Below are 17,442 nucleotides of genomic sequence, written 5' to 3'. Positions count from 1 at the left end.
TTTTGTTATCTCCAATGATGAGTATGAAGATAGTTCTAGCGCCTCATTCATAAATGATAATGTCGGTTATGGACAGATAGCGGACATATCACGCCAACGCGTTGTTTGGCCTATAAGCTTTCTCCGGCGACTATGGGTTTCCACTCGGTGCACCCTCGGCCCAGGTTCCAATTAACATCGTCATGAACCGCTCGGCCGCCGGAGAGAGGGTGCCTCCACGACGGCGAACAATCCCTCATGATCATCGACGTGATCGAAAGCAACCTCATCAAATGGCGGCCAAACGCGGCGGAAGAGCGGCCGGCGTGATGCTTTGGAGGCCGGCTCATGCCGGCCTATCTCCAATACGCAATTGCTACCCCAAGAGGCGTTCGGAAAAGCCAGGATCGACCGTTGCATCATGACGCGTCACCTTGGCGACCACGATCCGGAAACCGTTCCCGCGCCAGAAACCGTCGGGCTCAAGGCTACCGCGATAGGTGCAGCAGGCCTTTAGCTTGCCGCTGGAGAAACAGCCGCCGCGCAACACTCTGCGGACGGACGGTGCGGCGTCCGTCGTCTCGCGACCGTCGTCCGCATAGGGATATTTGAAACTCGGCGTCCCCATATCCTCACCCCAGAGCGTTGTGCCCCATTCCCAGACCTGACCGGCCATGTCGTAGCACCCGTAGGGGGACCGCCCCTTGGGAAAGAGGCCGACCGTGCAGGTATTGTTGAAACCCGCTTCCTCGGAATTTGCGGCATCGTCGACCCAGGTATTGCCCCAGGGATAGACGATGATTTCGTCGCCCACATCCGGCTGATCACCCCGCGCAGCGCGCTCCCATTCCGGTTCCGTCGGCAGACGAACGGTCTCGTCTGCCCCGATCCGGCCTCCGGCACGCCAGCGCGCCGTCAGCCAGTCGCAGTAGGCTCGCGCATCCCGCCAGGTCAGGTCGGCGGCCGGCGCATTGCGGCGATCCTCGGCAAAGCCGTCCGGGCTGCGCCATAACCGTCCGGTTTCCACGACAAAAGCACTGTAGGCGGCGTTCGTCACGGGATAGAGACCTATACGGAAGGCATCGACAGACACCTGATGCGGCGGCGCAGAGTTGGGATGAGTGTTGGAACCGAAGGTGAAGGTGCCGCCCGGCACATCCGCCAGCGCATCGAGATCGCGCGGATCACCCCAGACCGACAGTTTGCGGCCCGCCTTTTCGCGCTCCGGCGGGGACAATGCGCCATCCCGGACAATTGCCAGAAGGTGATTTGCGACGAGATCCCGCAGCGAGCCAGGTTCCGTCAGCAGATCGGCCGCAAGGAGCGCACCGCGCCGCACCTCGTCGCCGTTACCCTCGATGAGAGCTTCGATCAATGCGCTTGCCTTTTCCGAGCCGGATAGTCGCAGAGCAAGACTCCTGAGCACCGGCGTCCAGAGATCGGGGCGTTGACGGAAAGGCTGGACGGCTTCTTCTGCAGACCGCGAGGCGAGATGGCGTGCGGCAAGCAGCTGGCGCACACGCGTGACCGGCAGAACCGTGGGATCGTCAAGCTTCCCAGTCAGCGCGTCGAACGCCAGCCCGGAGAGGAACGCCGCCGTCCCGGTATCGCCGCATACTTTTATAAGCCAATCATCAGTAATCGCTTCGGCAGTCTCGCCGACATTTTCCCCATTGATCGCCATGGCGAACAGTGCCGGATTGGCGGCGGCATCTCCCAGCGCTATGCCCGTTACATCGAGATCGAGCCCGGCGAGCCGCCTGGCCGCATCACGGCGCTGGACCTTCAGCAGCGGCAGGAGGTCGTAACGCACGAAGCCCGATGGAAGCGCCCACCCCTTGACGACGGAAATCTCGCCGAGCGCCAGCAGGCGAATGCGTGGATGGCGCGCCTGAAAGAGCAAAGCTTCGCTCAGAAGTGCAAGGCCGTCGGCACCCGCGGCGTCGATACCATCGAGCATAACCAGCAAGGTCGCATCCGAATTCGCCCATGCCTCGGCAGACAGGAGGGCCTCGTTCTCCGGCAACACGACTTCCAACAATTCGGCGAACGTTTTGCCGGCAGTCACCGACACATAAAGCGGCAGGACGTCTTCCAGCTCCCAGATTTCATCATGCACGGCACCGAGATCGTTACGCGACAGAGGTGCCGCCACAGGCCCCTCGCCCGCGAGCCGGAAGGCGAGATGGCGCGCGAAGCTCGTCTTGCCGCTGCCCGTTTCGCCCGCCAGCAGCAGCGCGGGATGGTCGCGGGCCATTTCCAATGCCGAAAAATAAACGACCGGTTCCGGCTCCGCCTGCTCCTTCAGCTTGCGCAGGCCCTTGGCGGCCTTGTCCTCGAAGCTGAAATTGACGAGCAGCGGGATATAGCCGGCCTGCAGATCGGCCACCGAACCGTCCGGCAGCGACAGCAACGGTGCCTGTCCGAATTCATGAGCCTTCGAGAACAGCGTGTCACGCATCACGGTCGGTACGGTCATTGATCGGCCCCCATCAGAACAATTTTGCGACATCCGGGTTATGGAAACGCTGGATTTCGATTGCGTAGCCGGCCGGGTCCTCGAAGAAGAAGTGTTCGCAATAGGTGCCGCGCAGCATATCCGACAAGCCTTTCACCCCGGCTTCCTTCATGCGCTTGTGCCAGCCTTCGACGTCCTGCGCGACGATGGTCAAGAGGACCGCGCTCTTTTCCTGATGTTTCAGGTGGCCGCGGTTGCCGTCGACAATGCCGAAATAGCACTTACCGGCGATGCGATAGATGCGCGCCAGGCCCTGGTCCAGCACCAGTTCGAAGCCGAGCACCTTCTCGTAGAAGGAAGCGACGGCGTGGATGTCTTCGTAGTAGAAGAAGGTGATCGAATAGTCTTTTTCCATCGTCTTATCCTTGGATCTGCGAATGTTGGGCTCAGCGAATGTTGAGCGTGCCCTTGTGATCGATCGATAGTCCGCCGATGCCTTTACGCGCCGCAAAGACATCGATGGGATGAACGAGATAAAGCCAGGGCGGGTTCTGATGAAGCCGGGTCAGGCAGCGCGCATAGGCCAGTTCCCGGTCGGCGTCATCGACTGCGTGGTTGGCCGCTGCGATCAGCGCCTCGGTCTCCGGGTCGTCGTAACCCTGCCACCACACGGCTCTGGTCTTGGCTGAAATCTTGTCGTTCAGGATACGGTAGGTGCTGTGCGGCGAGGAATCGAAGATCGCCATGTCGCCCATTTCCTTGCGGCCGATCTGGCGCGCATATTCCGGCCGGTCGAGCTCCGTCTCGACCTTGACATCGAGCCCCACCGCCTCCAGCGAAGCCGCCACGAAACGGCTCACTTCCGGCGAACGTTCGGGCATGAAGGTCGGCGTGCGCAGCCGGATCGGTCCGCCCGCATCGACGCCGTCGAGCAGCCGTTTCGCCTTTTCCGGGTCATGGCCGATGGGAGCAAGGTTCGCCTTGCCGGCACCGAGATGGAAAGGGCTGACGATGGTCGAGGACGGCACGGCAAGACCGTGGAAAATCTCTTCGGCAATCGCTGCGGTATTCACTGCATGGTTGACAGCAAGTCGCGCCTGAGCCGAGCGGAAGACGCCCTGGCTGCAATTCAGATAATACATGACCGACAGCGTATTGATCGCCCTGCCCCAGTCAAAGGCAGTGTCGAACACGAGGCGGCCTTCCACCCGTTCCAGATTGAGTGCTGCATCGATACTGCCGTCCCTGAGCTGAGCATAACGCGCTTCCGCATGTTTTTCCGCCAGCGCCAAGATGCGCCGCGGTCCAGCTTCGCCGTTCACCCGCTCCAGTATGACGCGCTTCAGCTGTTCGAATTCCACCACCCGATAACGCCCCGTACCGAGGATAGGCCGACCGGCGGCATCGAAACGGCAGATGTAGAATTCGGAAAAGATGTCGAGGATATCGGCGATAGGATCGGGATTTTCGACACGTACGACATCCGGGCCTTCCGCCGTGATGCGCGCATCCTTGAGGTAGCGCGCATAGGACCATTTCATGCCGAACGTATCGACGGCTTCCAGGATGCCATCGAGGAAGCCGATGATGTCTTCCGCCACGCAGGGCTTGCCGTCATGGAAGATCGCGCCTTCGCGGATATGGAAACGCCATTCGCGGCCGTCAGCCGAGTGGGTCCAGCGGTCGAACAGCGCCGGCCGCACGAAACCGTCGTCCCATTTCAGCAGCGGTTCGAAAACGAGGTTCTTCAGCGTCAGCACGCTGGTATCATCGGTGACCCGCGTTGGCGGCAGGAAATCCACTTTTTCCAGACTGATGGTAAGCGTGCTCACGGGCAACCTCAATCGAGTTCGTTGCGGCGACGCGGATTGAACCAATCCGCCAGGCTATCGCCGATCAGGTTGAACGACAGAACGGCCAGCAGGATCGCCATCCCGGGAGCAAGAGCCACCCAGGCGGCGCTGCGGACGAATTGCAGGTTGGCGGAAACGTCAGCACCCCATTCGGCCAGCGGAGGCTGGGCACCGAGACCCAGGAAGCCGAGGCTGGCGGTTTGCAGGATGGCGCTGCCGAGCGCCAGCGTCGATTGCACCAGCAAGGGCCCAAGCCCGTTGACGAAGATGTAGCGCAGCAGGATTCGATGGGTCGGCAGACCAAGTGAAACTGCAGCCTCCACATAGGGTTTGACGGAAATGCTCAGCGCCTGGCTGCGCGCGACCCGCGCGAACTGCGGCGCCAGCGTGATGGCAACAGCTAGCATGGCATTCTGGAGGCTCGGCCCGAAAGCCGCGGCAAGCGCGATCGCCAGGACCAGCGCCGGGAAAGCCAGAATGGCGTCGACGATACGCATGATGATGCTGTCGGGCCAACCTCCCACGAAGCCTGCCAGCATCCCGAAGAAGACGCCGATCACGAAGGCGATGGCGACCACGCCGACGCCGATGGTCAGCGTCGCTCGGCCACCATACATGATGCGGGTCAGTACATCGCGGCCGAAAGCGTCGGTACCAAGCCAGTGAGCAAGTGTCGGCGCGTCCAGCTTGTGGAGGATATCGAGCTTGGTCGGCGTATAGGGCGAGACCAGTGGACCGATGGTGATCAGGCCTACGAGGGCGACTAAGATGACGAGGCCGACCACCGCCAGCTTATTGCGTCGCAAGAAGATCAGCAGTTCACGCATGATCACCCCATCTTCCGGCGGATGCGCGGATCGAGGACTCCATAGAGCAGGTCCACGATGATCGACGTGAGGACGAACATCAGGGCGAAGACCAGCGTCGTGCCCTGGATGACCGGATAGTCCCGGTTCTTGATCGCTTCGAACATGTAGCGGCCGATGCCGGGCCAGGCGAAGATCGTCTCGGTCAGAATCGCACCGCCGAGCATTTCCGCGAATTTCAACCCGATAACGGTGATCGCCGGCAGCAGCGAATTGCGCAGGCCGTGGTTCAGCACGACACTCGAACGCCGCACCCCCTTGGCCCTGGCGGTGCGGATGAAGTCCTCACCCATCACGTCGAGCATGGTATTGCGCACGAAGCGGCCGAGCGTGGCGGCGAGAAACGAGGCGAGCACCGCAGTCGGCAGAATGAGATGTTGGACCGCACTCCATGCCGCCGCGAAATTACCGGTAATGATGCCGTCGAGAACGGCAAAACCGGTCACGGTTTCTACCGTCAAAAAAGAACTCATCCGTCCCGACACCGGCAGCCAGCCGAGATAGGTCGCAAAGATCAGCTGCAGGATAAGCGCCAGCAGGAAGGCAGGCATCGACACCCCGACCAGCGAGACGACCCGGGTAACGTGGTCGAAGATGGAGTTGGGCCGAACGGCCGACAGCACCCCGATCGGAATGCCAAAGATGATGGCGACGATGACGGCCAGAACCGAAAGCTCGATCGTCGCCGGCAGGCGCGTCAGGATTTCGCCTGTCACGGGCAGGCCTGACTTCAGGGAGAAACCGAGATCACCCTTCAACAGACCAAATACGTAGTTGGCAAATTGCAGGACCACAGGCTGATCGAGATCGAGTTGGGCACGCAGTGCGTCGATCTGCTCCTTCGTAGCACCCGGACCGAGCAGCGTCACGGCCGGATCGCCGGGTATCAACCGGACCAGTGAAAAGACAATCACCAGCACGATGCACATGACGGGTATCAGCGCGATCAGGCGGCGTATGATGAAACTCGCCATGCTCTCCAACTCATTGCAAAGCCGCCCGCACCGGCGGATAGACACCTTCCCGTCGTGCCAGAACGGGGAAAGCAAGGAGGCGGGCAATCCGAAGACTGCCCGCCTTAGTCTTGGGAGAAGACTATCACTTCTTGGAGACGGACCAATATTCGTTGAGTGGGGGCGCGCTGTTGACCACAAGGCCCTCGACGTTGGCACGCTGGAAAACGATCAGCTTGGGGCTGAACAGATAGGCGCCCGGGACTTTCTTGGCGATCTCTTCCTGCGCCTGGAAGTAAAGCTGCTTGCGGGCTTCCAGGTCGGAGGTCTGCTGAGCCTTCAGAATAAGATCATCGAGCACCTTATCTTCCGGCATGCGGAAGGTCATGGCCGTGCTGGCGAGCGAAGAAAGGTAACCGATAGTAATGTGGGCGTCAGGGTCGTTGTACCACGGCTGGCGCCCGTCGAGCGCAACGTCGAACTGGCCGGAAGTCTGCAGCGCACGCAGCGCCGGGAACTCGGTCTGCTGGATTGTGGCGTTAATGCCGATATCGGCAAGGTTCGCCTGCACGAAGGTGGCAACGGCACCCCAGAGCGGCCCCTGGAAGCTGTAGAGCTTCAGGTCAAGGCTCGATGGATCGACCTTGGCCTCCGCCAGCAGCTTCTTGGCGAGCGCCGGATCGTATTTCGGAGCCAGTTCCTTCATCTTCGGGTTAAAGGCCCAACTGTTCGTGGTCAGCGGACCATAGACGCGTTCGGCCGTGCCGCCGAAAACGCCCTTCAGCAGGCCGTCGTAGTCGATCGCATGCGTAATCGCCTGGCGTACCTTGACGTTGGCGAACGGGCCGTCCTTTTTGTTGTTGTTGAATTCGAGCTGACGAATGATCTGGCTCGACGTCTCGAGGATCTTGATATCCTTGTTCTTCTTCAGCGCCTCGATGTCCTCGGCGGCGATTGCAGACAGCTGACCCTGCTGCTGGACGATATCGACACCGCCGCTCTCAAGCTCCAGACGGCGGGTGGAGGCGTCCGGAATAACGCGATAGATGATCTTCGAAAGCTTTGGGGCACCACGGAAATAGCCCGGATTGGCTTCCAGAACGACATTCGTATCGGCCTGCGCCCCTTTGAAGACGAACGGACCGGTACCCACCGGATTGGCGGCGAACTTGTCGCCGAATTTCTGCACGGCCGCGGGGCTGACGATGGCCGATTGCGGCTGGGCGAGAATGGACAGGAAGGCCGGGTAAGCGGCGGAAAGCGTGATCTTCACCTCAGCCGGGGATACGACGGCGATATCCTTGATCAGGTCGAACGTCGCCTTGACGTAGGAATTGGTAGCCTTGGTGCGCTCCAGCGAAAACTTCACCGCCGCCGCATCGAAAGGTGTGCCGTCCTGGAACTTGACACCATCCCGCAACTTGAAGGTAAATTCCTTGCCGTCGGCGGAAATGGTCCAGTTCGTCGCCAGGCGACCTTCGAGCTGTTTGAATTCCGGCGACGTCCAGGCGACCAGCGTATCGAAGACGTTGAGGATGATTTCGCTGCCGACAGGCTCCGCCTTGTTGCCGCCGGGCTCGAGGCCGACCGGATCGGAAGGAACCGCAACAACAAGCGTCTTCGACCGATCTTGAGCCTGCGCGTATGTGCCTGCCGATATCAGCGGCACGGCGACCACCGCTGCCGCAAAACCCTTCCAGATATTCATGCTACGACCCTTCTCTGGCCATGGGCTCTTTGGAACCCGTTCCCGTATATCGCATCAATCAGCGCCTGCACCCAACTGATATACTACGAGATATATCAATCGAATTTAAGCCTGTAAAGTCGAAGTGGCGCTGCTTTAGACAAAGAATATCTGCGCATATTTTTTGTGCCGAATGAGCGGTCCCCTCTCTACAACCGGCCACAATAGGAGAATTTCACGCCAAAAACGCTCGCCGTTTGAGCATCCTTCATCAGAAAGGATCGGCACCCGTAATCACGGGACGCGTCGTATCTGAAACCCATGCGGACCACGATCCGGGATACATCGCCGCCGGTAGTCCGATGGCGGCAAGCGCAAGCACGGTGTGTGCGGCCGACATGCCGGCACCGCAATAAACGCCGACGTCGCAAAAGCCGTCGACGCCGAGAGCGCGGTACATTTCCCTCAGCGTAGCGCTGTCGGCGAAGTTGCCGTAGTCGGTAACGTTATCTGGGGCAGGCGCGCTGATCGCATGCGGAATATGGCCCCGCGCAGGCTGACCCTCCGCAACGGGACCACCGATGTAATTAGGCCGAATGCGCGCATCGAGAAGGATTCCCTCTTCCCCGAAGCGAAGAGCATCGCTGGCGTCAAACTCAGGCATGTGCCCCGGCGACAATACAATCGTGCTCGGCTGGACAGCGGTAACGGCGTCCGTCGTCGGAAGCCCGGCCGATACCCAGGCCGGAAACCCACCGTCTAATACGCGGACATCCGGCAGGCCCGCCCATTTCAGCACCCACCAGGCGCGGGCAGCCGTCATGCTGCGGTCCCCGTCATAGATGACGATCGTGCTTTCCGGCCGCAGCCCCCATCGGCGCGCCTTTTCCTGCAGGATATCGATCTCGGGAAGCGGGCGCTGCCCACCCTCCGCGGAGGGTGGCGATTGAAAATCGGAATAGGCTTCCGTATCGACCGCGCCTTCGATCCGCTGTCCCTTGAAGGACGGTTGGCCGGTATAAGGGTTGATCGAATGGACTGCCAGAACTGTCACATCCGCGCCGGATTTGCGCAACCCATTTAGGTCGAGCGGCGTAAGAAGAACTGATTTGCGAATGTCATCGGCCATGACACCATCTCCCGGAAATGGTCACTCCTTGAAATTATCCTCCTTCATTCGAACCTCCTTGGCAAGATGAAATATCTTACGTAATATCTTACAAACACCGATATGCTTAGAGCCGCTCGCTTCCGCTCCACGAAGCCCCGGGGAGTTGGGTCACTTGGCAGATATGGCCGTAGTGGAACGTGCCAGCCATCGCGTGGCGGTCGTGTATCTGGGAGAGATCGTCGAGGTAGGCTCGCGCGTGCAGATCTTCAGCCGCCCGCAGTCATGAAGCAGAACTGACATCTCAAACGCCAGAAACAGCCCGTTAAAGCGAGATGCCTGGCTGCGGATTGGCGACCATCGCCGCAAACAGCCCCTTGCGGGTATTCTCGTTGTGCTCGATCATCGCAAGCCGGGCCTTCTCGCTGTCACGCTGCCTGAGAACCGCCACGATACGATGGTGGTCGTTAATCGTCTCCGGACTAATGTCGCGGATTCGTGTTCCCATGTAGAAAAGCCGAGCGCATTCCTCCAGGTGACTCATCACCAGCGAATGCAGACGCGGATTGCGCGACCCCTGCGCAATCGCGGAATGAAACATCTCGTTCGACGTCACGAACGTTTTGGTGCTGACATCTTCACCGACGACGTAACTGGCATCCGCCAGCCGATCGAGCGCATCGAGTTCGTCTTCAGTCAGGCTTTGCGCGGCCAGAGCCGCTGCGGTCCCTTCGAGAACGCCCCGAACTGCAAAAAGGTCGTCCATATCCTTCAGGGTCACCGGAGTAACCCGATAGCCGCGACGGGGAAAAGCCTCCATCAACCCTTCGACGCAAAGCCGCGCGAGCGCTTCCCGCACCGGCGTCTTACTCATCTGCAGTTGATCGGCCAGTTCCGGCTCGGAAACGTCCACACCAGGCGGAAGTACACCCGTTATTACGCGCTCACGCAATATCGCATAGGCCTGCTCCGTCAGCGATTTCCCACGCTTTTCAGATGAAACCGCCGACCTGCCAGTCCTGTTCACATCTCTCTCCATACCCCCGCGGCCCCCAACGCCTCTGCCTGGCCATGGATTTGTCTCCAGTGCCGAAAAGACGGGCGATGATTTCTAACATGGAATTCGATTGCGCCAATCCCGACCAGCATGTTTCGATACATGCCACGTCAGTAGTATACTACGTGGCATATCTATTTTGCGCAACACGCCCCTCTGGCGCCGAAATCGCTGCACGCTTTCGGGCGATCTGCATTAGCCGAATGTGCTGGTCCACTTGCCGCTGGCGTGTGATTGGGCCATGGCGTGAACCACTCTCTCGATTTGGATGCCGTCCGAGAAATCCACGAGCCTCGCGGGCTTGCCGCTCAGCGCCTTCAGGATCTCGTTGGCCTCGATAACCTTGAGTTCGTTAAAGCCAAGGCCGTGGCCGGGTGCGGGTACGAAGTGATTGTACGGTGTGTGGATGGGCGCGATCAGGACGGTCCGGAAACCCTGTATTTCTGCCTCGTCCGAGCGTTGGTACAGTTGGAATTCGTTGGCCCGCTCCTGATCGAAAAGGATGGACCCCTCTGTTCCGAGAATCTGAAGTGCGATCCGTCCCTTGCGCCCCCAGGCAGACCGATTGACGATCAACGTTCCGGTTAGCCCGTCCCGAAAACGCATCAGCGCGGAGGCGATATCAAAGGTCTCCACCTTTTTATCAACACCATGAGCATCCTTCAGCGTCTCGTAGGGACGCGCCGCATCGGCCATGACCTCCACAGGAAGACCGCACAGGCGCTGCAACAGAGACAAGGGGTGCACGGCAAAATCGTCGAGTGCTCCATGGCCGGACTCGGCCCGATGCTTGAGCGAATGCAGCATGTCCGGCGCCGCCATGAAGTCCTCGTCCATCTCCAGGCGGATATTGGTGACACGCCCGATCCGACCGTTCTTCACCAGCGTTTCGATCTGCCTGAATGCGGGGCTCTGAATGTAGTTGTAACCAAGAACGCAAAGACGATCGGTGTGCTCTGCAGCCATCAGCATAGCCTCGGCGTCTTGCAGCCCAGTGGACATGGGCTTTTCGCACCAGACATGCTTTCCCGCATCGAGCGCCGCAGTCACCATATTTTTGTGGAACTGGTTCGGCGAGGTGATTGAAACGATCTGAACGTCGGGATCATCGATTACGGCACGCCAGTCACCCGAGGATTTCTCAAAACCGAATTCGGTGGCGCGCTGTTTCGCAAGGGTCTCATTGACCTCGCCGAGATGAACGAGGCGCGGTCGGATGTCCGTGCCGAAAGTGGCCGCGACCGAGTTCCATGCCAATGCATGGCACTTCCCCATATACCCCGTGCCAATCAGTCCAATGCCAAGTGTGTTCACGTTAAATCCTCGCCTAGAGTATTTCGGCGAGGCTGACGGATTGCCCCGACGCGAGTGACCGTGTCGCCGCTTCCGCCAGCGCAAGCGCATTGACGCCGTCATCCAGCGAAACGGGCAGTGCCGATCCGGACGTGATGGCATCGACAAACGCATTCCACTCAATGGAATAGGCGCGCATATAGCGCTCGAGGAAGAAGAATTCCGGCTTGGCGCCCGTCACTCCGTCCCGGGTGGACTTGGTGATGGTGTTCTCCAGGATGTTGCCGGCGGACAGCAGCCCGTCGGAGCCCAGCAGCTCGATGCGTTGATCGTATCCGTAGACCGCGCGACGGCTGTTCTTGATGACGGCGATGCGGCCATCGGCGAACTTGAGCGTGACGGCGGCGGTGTCGACATCGCCCGCCGCACCGATCTCGGGATCGACGATCGAGCTTCCGATGGCCGTCACCGTCTCGGGCGCGCCGCCGAAGATCCAGCAGGCCATGTCGAAGTCGTGGATCATCATATCCCGGAACAGGCCGCCGGAAACCTTGATGTAGGACACCGGAGGCGGCGCCGGATCGAAGGAGGTGATCGACAGAAGCTCCGTCTTGCCGATATCGCCCCGGTCCGCGGCAGCCTTGAGCGCCGCGAAGTTCGGATCGAAGCGGCGGTTGAAACCGATCATGACCGGTCTGCCCGTAGCCGCCGCCGCGGTCTGGCAGGCGCGGGCCCGTTCGAGGCTGAGATCGACGGGCTTCTCGCACAGCACCGCCTTGCCGGCCTTCGTCGCTGCCTCTATCAAGTCCGAATGGGTGTCCGTCGATGTGGCGATAAGCACAGCGTCGATGGCGGGATCGTTTAGGATGTCGAGGCTGGAAGCAGCCTCTGCTCCATACTGGGACGCGAGTTTTGTGGCGGCGTCCGTGTTGACGTCCGAAACCGCGACCAGCGCGCTTCCGGGATTGGACGTGATCGCTTTGGCGTGGACGTTTCCAATCCGCCCTGCACCGAGAAGACCAACTTTCAGCATTTTCGTTCCTTCTGACATGTGATCGCACGCGCCTGACAAACGGCCGCGCAGAGAGGAGAGTGTTAAAGGGTAAAGGCTTGGCGGAAGCGGCTCAGCGCCAGCTCGTCGTCCTCGGCCGGCCAGGCCTCGAGCCCGATGACGCCCGTATAGCCCATGGCGTTCAGCGCACGGGCGATGGCCGGGTAGTTGATCTCTCCGGTGCCGGGCTCCATGCGGCCGGGCACATCCGCCACCTGGATTTCGCCGATGAATGGCAGCGCCCGACGGCAGAGCTCGATGAGATTCCCTTCGCCGATCTGGGCGTGGTAAAGATCGAGATTGAGCTTCAGCGACGGACGATTGATCGCAGAGACCAGGGCGATCGTGTCGGCGGCCTTGGCGAACGGCGTTTTCGGGTGATCGACCGCTTCGTTGAGGTTCTCAAGAACGAACGTCACGCCTTCTTCCTCACCGAGATCCGCGATGCGATTGAGGGTGTCGCGTGCCTTCAGCCACATCGCGCCAGTGACGCCCTCCGACTTGAGCACCGGCAGCCCCTGCCCGTCGAGACCCGTCCCGTGCAAATTGAGCCGGGGGCAACCGAGTTCCTTGGCAACGGTGATAGACAGACGCGCCGTCCTGATGAGTTCATCGGCGCCCTCATCGTCCGCGAGCGTGCCGGTGATGTACCCCGTCATCGACGAGAACGTCGCGCCGGACCGGGCAAGAGCAGGAATATCATGCTTGGTCCAGTCCCAGATCTCGGCGACGAAGCCAAGCTCGGTGATCCGCTTCAGCCGCTCCGTGAACGGCAAAGAGCGGAAAACCATTTCTGCACAGACAGCCAGCGTGAAGGGCCCCGGATGTGCATGCTCTTCTGTCATCATTACAATCCCGTTTCGTGAATTAGATGGTGCCGCCGAGCTCGTTGGAGAGCGCCTGCAACTCTTTGCCGCCGGCCATCATGTTTTGAAGCTCATCGATGGAAATCTCGCTCTTGGCATAGGTGCCCAGCGTCTTGCCGCGATTGAGGATGGTGAAGCGGTTGCCGACCGCGAAAGCGTGGCGCACATTGTGCGTGATGAAGATGACCCCAAGGCCCTTCTGCTGCACATGGTTGATGTATTTGAGAACCATGGACGTCTGTGCCACGCCCAGCGCAGATGTCGGCTCGTCGAGGATGAGAACCTTCGCCCCGAAATAGACCGCACGCGCGATCGCCACGCATTGCCGTTCGCCGCCGGATAGGGTTCCGACCGCCTGGTTCGGATCACGCACGTCGATGCCGATCTTGTGCATCTCCTCCCGCGTCACAGCATCACAATGCTTGAAGTCGATGTAGCGGAAGGGCGGGATACCCTTGCGTGGCTCACGCCCCATGAAGAAGTTGCGCGTTACGGACATGAGCGGAATCATGGCCAGATCCTGATAGACGGTGGCGATGCCAGCATCGAGCGCATCGCGCGGGCTGGAGAACGTGACTGGCTTTCCATCGACGAGCAGTTCGCCACCGGAAGGCTTGACCACGCCGGACAGCGTCTTGATCAGCGTCGACTTGCCGGCGCCATTGTCTCCGAGCAGGCAGAGAACTTCACCTTCCAGCACCTTCATCGAGATCCCGGAGAGCGCAATGACGGAGCCATAGTGCTTCACGATGTCCCTGGCTTCGATGATCGGGGCCGGTGAATTGGATTGGATGTCGGCCATGCTCAGCGCTCCCCTGTAACTTTGCGGCGAATGAAGTTGTTGAAGAGGACGGCAAGCAGCAGCATGGTGCCGAGAAAGACCTGAAACCAGTCAGAGTCGAACTTCGTATAGGTGAGGCCGATGGAGACGAGGCCGAAGATGATTGCTCCGAAAAAGGCACCTATGGCCGAGCCGTAACCGCCTGTCAGAAGGCTTCCTCCGATGACGGCTGCGATGATGGCTTCGAACTCCTTCTGGAAACCGCGTCGCGCGTCCGTCGATCCGGCATCCAGCACCGTGATGATGGCGACGAGAGCAGCCGCGCATGCGGTCAAGGCAAAAAGCCCGGTCTTGACGCGATCGACGGGTACACCGGAGTTTCGAGCGGCATTGGCATCACCTCCGACGGCAAAGATCCAGTTTCCGACCCGGGTGCGCAGCAGGACCCACGTCGCAACGCCGGCAAGACCGACGAACCAGACCACGGAGACAGGAACGCCCGCGACCTTTGGCATGCCATTGTCGAATTTCTCGATCAGGTTGTTTTCGGCAAGCCAGGCAAAGAAACCCTGGAAGGCGAGGCCTGAAAACAGGCCGGCAATGGAGGTGTCTCCAACGGCTTCGCTGATACCGCGAAGCTGTGTAGATCCGCCGGTCGCCCATTTGAGGCCGACAAGTGTCAGTCCGCGCAGGATGAACAGGAAAGCCAGGGTGACAATGAACGAGGGAAGCCGGGTGCGGATGACGATCTGACCGTTCACGGCGCCCAGCAGAGCTGCGAAGAGCAAGGTAAATAGGATCGCGATCCAAAGTGGCTGACCAAAATTGACCAGCAGGCCACCGAAAATCAGGCCGGCGAAGGCCACCATCGAGCCGATGGAAAGATCGAACTCTCCGCCGATCATCAGCATGGACGCCGCAATGGCAAGAATCCCCAGCTGGGATGCCGGCGCCAGGATGGTCATCATTCCCGACAACGAGAACATCGAGGCATCGGCGGTAAAGAAGAAAAAGATCACCACCATGACGAGGCCCGCGACTGCGCCAAGTTCGGGGCGCCGCATCAGGCTTGTCAGGACACTGACCTTCTTGAGGCGCTCGTCAGATTTTATCGATGCGGCTGGAGTTTTGCTAATTTCAGTCATGGTTCCTCCCGTGGGCGTCGCACGCCACAGCCATGCAGACAACGCGTAGGGTTGGTCGGCAGCCCCTCCTGCTGAAGGAGCGGCCGACACGCTAACGCGACAGGGGGTGGATCAGCGGATGCCCTTCGCCGACAGTTCGACGACCTGAGCCGCCTTATCCTTGGTGATCAGATTCGGACCCGATGGAACGTTGCCGCCGGGGATGAGGCCATATTTCGCGTTATTGGCCAGGAAGACGGTCGACAAATAGCCCTGCAGGAACTGTTGCTGGTCGATCGCGAAGGCAGCTTCGCCGGCGGCAACCGCTTTCAGGAAATTGGCCGAAAGATCGAAGGTCGCCACATTGACCTTGCCGGTCTTGCCAGCGTCCTTGACGGCTGCGAGCGAAGGTTCGCCGGCGGTGCTTGCACCGAGAGCCATGATGGTATCGATAGCATTGTTGGCGCTCAGTGACGCTTTGACCTTGGCGCGAACTTCGGCCGGATCATTGGACACCGGCAACACGGTAACAGTACCGCCGAAGCCATCCGAGAAGCCCTTGCAACGCAGGTCGAGCGAGACGTTGCCGACCTCCTGGTTGACGCAGATGCCGGTCTTGCCACCCATCTGTTTCAGCTTTTCACCGGCAGCCTTACCTGCACCGTACTCGTCTTGACCGACATGCAGCAAGGCACCGAGTTTCTTGGAAACATCGGACCCGGAGTTGATGGAAATCACCGGAATACCGGAAGCCACCGCCTTTTCGATCGAGCGTCCGAGAGCCGAAGCATCCGGGATCGACACGATCAGCCCGTCCGGCTTCTGGTTCACCGCAGCGTCGATCAGCTGGCTCATAGCCACCATATCGAATGTCTCAGGCGCGCGATAATCGACCTGAACGCCGGCATCCTTGGCGCCGGCTGTCACGCCATTCTTGACCACCGACCAAAAGGGATCGTTTGCTTGGCCATGCGTGACGGCGATGATCTTGATATCTTTTGCGTATGCGAGACTGTCAGCACCCGCAACGGCTGCAACGATCGAAACGCCGAGCGCGAGTTTCTTGATAAGCGATTTCATGCTCTTTCCTCCCATTGACGCGGCTAAGCCTGCGTCGCTCCTCTATCCGACGTGGACCTCCCCCCGCCGTTTCCATTGCTAGGCCGCAATAGATTTTGCTACCGGTAGCAACCGTAAAATTCATATCAGTTGGCTTCAATATGTCAACTCAATAATTCCAATTTTCGGCACAACGGAATATCCATTCCACGCGATAGGTCAGGTGAGGTCAGTATGGCGAAGCGAGTTACAGCGGAAGATGTGGCGCGATCTGCAGGTGTCTCGAAGTGGACCGTCATTCGCGCGTTTACGCCGGGGGCTTCGATCGCCGAAAAAAGTCGATTGAGGGTTCTGGAGGCCGCGGAGAGCCTGAACTACCGGCCGAACTTGCTGGCACGCAGCTTGGCGACCAACCTGACACACCAGGTCGCGATCCTGGTCGATGATTTCAAGAACCCACACAAACTGCCAGTTCTCGAGATTTTGACTTGGCAACTTCAGTCAGAAGGCTTGTTGACGGTCCTTATCAACATCAATGAACATTTCGACCACGTGCAGGCGCTGTTGGATGCCGGCCAGCGTCAAGTCGATGCCATCATCTTGTTCGGCACGGCGTTCCGACCGGAGATGCTGGAGGACGATCGGATACAGGGCGGGGCCCCGCTTTACGTTTTGGCCCGCGATAGCCAGATACCGAATGTCCCCGCGATCACATGCGATACGCCGCTGGCGATGCGAGAACTATGCGAGTATTTTTATTCTAAAGGATATCGACGTCCCGCTTTTCTGTCCGGCGCCAAAACCCTTTCCACCGCGTTGGGCCGACGCCGCGCGTTCAACGCTTTCTGGGAAGCCCATGGCTCCAAGCCTGTGCTTGGTGCTTCGGCGGCGTCCTACAGTTCAGGACACGGATTTGAGGCCGCAAGGATATTGTTCCAGGAGACCCCACGCGAGCAATGGCCGGATCTTCTCATGTGTGAAAACGATGCTCTGGCCTTCGGCGCGATCGATTACGTCCGCAGCACCCTAAAACTCCGTATTCCGGATGATATTGCGATTGCCGGTTTCGACAATACTCCCCTCGCCGCCTCCCCTGCCTATGACCTGACGACATACGAGCAGCCCGCTATCGAAATGGTAGCGGCAATCCTGTCTATGATACTCGGGAGAGAGCCACGAGAAAACAAATGCTTCAGGGGGAAACTTATCTCAAGATCAACTGCTTAGCATTCGACAAATGCGACCTCGCGACAGGATCGGAATGGCAGCCTCGAACGCCGGCGATCCCTCGTCGGTCAGTTCACCGA

At 59.7% G+C, this 17,442-nt stretch carries 15 protein-coding genes and 1 pseudogene; 1 reads left to right on the top strand and 15 read right to left on the bottom strand.

The genetic code is table 11. The features are described from left to right. Nucleotides 1-130 precede the first annotated feature (130 nt). The 15 genes and pseudogenes from AC1DLT_RS11200 to AC1DLT_RS11130 all read right to left on the bottom strand — a co-directional run. Nucleotides 131-235: pseudogene (locus AC1DLT_RS11200) on the bottom strand (LysR family transcriptional regulator); the annotation flags it as partial. A 120-nt stretch (nt 236-355) separates the two neighbouring features. Beyond that, nucleotides 356-2,458: an SUMF1/EgtB/PvdO family nonheme iron enzyme gene (locus AC1DLT_RS11195; RefSeq protein ID WP_477486765.1), complete on the bottom strand. Its 2,103-nt coding sequence runs from the start codon at nt 2,456-2,458 to the stop codon at nt 356-358. 13 nt (nt 2,459-2,471) lie between these two features. Then, the gene (locus AC1DLT_RS11190; RefSeq protein WP_477483157.1) at nt 2,472-2,852 is read right to left on the bottom strand and encodes a VOC family protein; all 381 of its coding nucleotides are present in this window, start codon (nt 2,850-2,852) and stop codon (nt 2,472-2,474) included. Nucleotides 2,853-2,883: 31 nt separating this feature from the next. Further along, nucleotides 2,884-4,269, bottom strand: a complete 1,386-nt coding sequence (locus AC1DLT_RS11185; protein ID WP_477486764.1) for an ABC transporter substrate-binding protein — start codon at nt 4,267-4,269, stop codon at nt 2,884-2,886. An 8-nt stretch (nt 4,270-4,277) separates the two neighbouring features. Next, nucleotides 4,278-5,117: an ABC transporter permease gene (locus tag AC1DLT_RS11180; RefSeq protein WP_477483252.1), complete on the bottom strand. Its 840-nt coding sequence runs from the start codon at nt 5,115-5,117 to the stop codon at nt 4,278-4,280. Nucleotides 5,118-5,119: 2 nt separating this feature from the next. After that, on the bottom strand, nt 5,120-6,130 hold the full coding sequence (locus AC1DLT_RS11175) for an ABC transporter permease (RefSeq protein WP_477486763.1): 1,011 nt from the start codon (nt 6,128-6,130) through the stop codon (nt 5,120-5,122). Nucleotides 6,131-6,254: 124 nt separating this feature from the next. Continuing rightward, nucleotides 6,255-7,817, bottom strand: coding sequence for an ABC transporter substrate-binding protein (locus tag AC1DLT_RS11170; protein WP_477486762.1), 1,563 nt, complete (start codon nt 7,815-7,817; stop codon nt 6,255-6,257). Between the two features lie 250 nt (nt 7,818-8,067). Further along, nucleotides 8,068-8,925 carry a sulfurtransferase gene (locus tag AC1DLT_RS11165; protein WP_477486761.1) on the bottom strand — a complete coding sequence of 286 codons (858 nt, stop codon included), beginning with the start codon at nt 8,923-8,925 and terminating at the stop codon, nt 8,068-8,070. Nucleotides 8,926-9,229: 304 nt separating this feature from the next. Next, nucleotides 9,230-9,931, bottom strand: coding sequence for a GntR family transcriptional regulator (locus AC1DLT_RS11160; protein WP_477486760.1), 702 nt, complete (start codon nt 9,929-9,931; stop codon nt 9,230-9,232). Between the two features lie 225 nt (nt 9,932-10,156). Next, nucleotides 10,157-11,275, bottom strand: coding sequence for a Gfo/Idh/MocA family protein (locus AC1DLT_RS11155; protein ID WP_477486759.1), 1,119 nt, complete (start codon nt 11,273-11,275; stop codon nt 10,157-10,159). Nucleotides 11,276-11,288: 13 nt separating this feature from the next. Next, entirely contained in the window at nt 11,289-12,287 is a 999-nt protein-coding gene (iolG, locus tag AC1DLT_RS11150) for an inositol 2-dehydrogenase (protein WP_477486758.1), read from the bottom strand. Nucleotides 12,288-12,349: 62 nt separating this feature from the next. Continuing rightward, nucleotides 12,350-13,153, bottom strand: a complete 804-nt coding sequence (locus AC1DLT_RS11145; protein ID WP_173426755.1) for a TIM barrel protein — start codon at nt 13,151-13,153, stop codon at nt 12,350-12,352. A gap of 19 nt (nt 13,154-13,172) precedes the next feature. Continuing rightward, entirely contained in the window at nt 13,173-13,973 is an 801-nt protein-coding gene (locus AC1DLT_RS11140) for an ATP-binding cassette domain-containing protein (RefSeq protein ID WP_038544798.1), read from the bottom strand. A gap of 2 nt (nt 13,974-13,975) precedes the next feature. Beyond that, the gene (locus AC1DLT_RS11135; protein ID WP_038544799.1) at nt 13,976-15,097 is read right to left on the bottom strand and encodes an ABC transporter permease; all 1,122 of its coding nucleotides are present in this window, start codon (nt 15,095-15,097) and stop codon (nt 13,976-13,978) included. A gap of 111 nt (nt 15,098-15,208) precedes the next feature. Further along, on the bottom strand, nt 15,209-16,156 hold the full coding sequence (locus AC1DLT_RS11130; protein WP_038544801.1) for a sugar ABC transporter substrate-binding protein: 948 nt from the start codon (nt 16,154-16,156) through the stop codon (nt 15,209-15,211). 213 nt (nt 16,157-16,369) lie between these two features. Between AC1DLT_RS11130 and AC1DLT_RS11125 the strand changes: the two genes are divergently transcribed. Further along, on the top strand, nt 16,370-17,362 hold the full coding sequence (locus AC1DLT_RS11125) for a LacI family DNA-binding transcriptional regulator (protein WP_477486757.1): 993 nt from the start codon (nt 16,370-16,372) through the stop codon (nt 17,360-17,362). The last annotated feature ends 80 nt before the right edge of the window (nt 17,363-17,442 follow it).

The organism is Neorhizobium sp. 05N33 (assembly GCF_056397445.1).
Note: the sequence above shows the minus strand (reverse complement) of the source record. Positions and strands in the feature narration are given on the sequence as shown.

Coding starts and splice junctions, on each gene's coding strand:
- AC1DLT_RS11195 (WP_477486765.1), bottom strand. CDS start 2,458: ATGACCGTACCGACCGTGATGCGTGACACGCTGTTCTCGAAGGCTCAT.
- AC1DLT_RS11190 (WP_477483157.1), bottom strand. CDS start 2,852: ATGGAAAAAGACTATTCGATCACCTTCTTCTACTACGAAGACATCCAC.
- AC1DLT_RS11180 (WP_477483252.1), bottom strand. CDS start 5,117: ATGCGTGAACTGCTGATCTTCTTGCGACGCAATAAGCTGGCGGTGGTC.
- AC1DLT_RS11175 (WP_477486763.1), bottom strand. CDS start 6,130: ATGGCGAGTTTCATCATACGCCGCCTGATCGCGCTGATACCCGTCATG.
- AC1DLT_RS11170 (WP_477486762.1), bottom strand. CDS start 7,817: ATGAATATCTGGAAGGGTTTTGCGGCAGCGGTGGTCGCCGTGCCGCTG.
- AC1DLT_RS11165 (WP_477486761.1), bottom strand. CDS start 8,925: ATGGCCGATGACATTCGCAAATCAGTTCTTCTTACGCCGCTCGACCTA.
- iolG (WP_477486758.1), bottom strand. CDS start 12,287: ATGCTGAAAGTTGGTCTTCTCGGTGCAGGGCGGATTGGAAACGTCCAC.
- AC1DLT_RS11145 (WP_173426755.1), bottom strand. CDS start 13,153: ATGATGACAGAAGAGCATGCACATCCGGGGCCCTTCACGCTGGCTGTC.
- AC1DLT_RS11140 (WP_038544798.1), bottom strand. CDS start 13,973: ATGGCCGACATCCAATCCAATTCACCGGCCCCGATCATCGAAGCCAGG.
- AC1DLT_RS11135 (WP_038544799.1), bottom strand. CDS start 15,097: ATGACTGAAATTAGCAAAACTCCAGCCGCATCGATAAAATCTGACGAG.
- AC1DLT_RS11130 (WP_038544801.1), bottom strand. CDS start 16,156: ATGAAATCGCTTATCAAGAAACTCGCGCTCGGCGTTTCGATCGTTGCA.
- AC1DLT_RS11125 (WP_477486757.1), top strand. CDS start 16,370: ATGGCGAAGCGAGTTACAGCGGAAGATGTGGCGCGATCTGCAGGTGTC.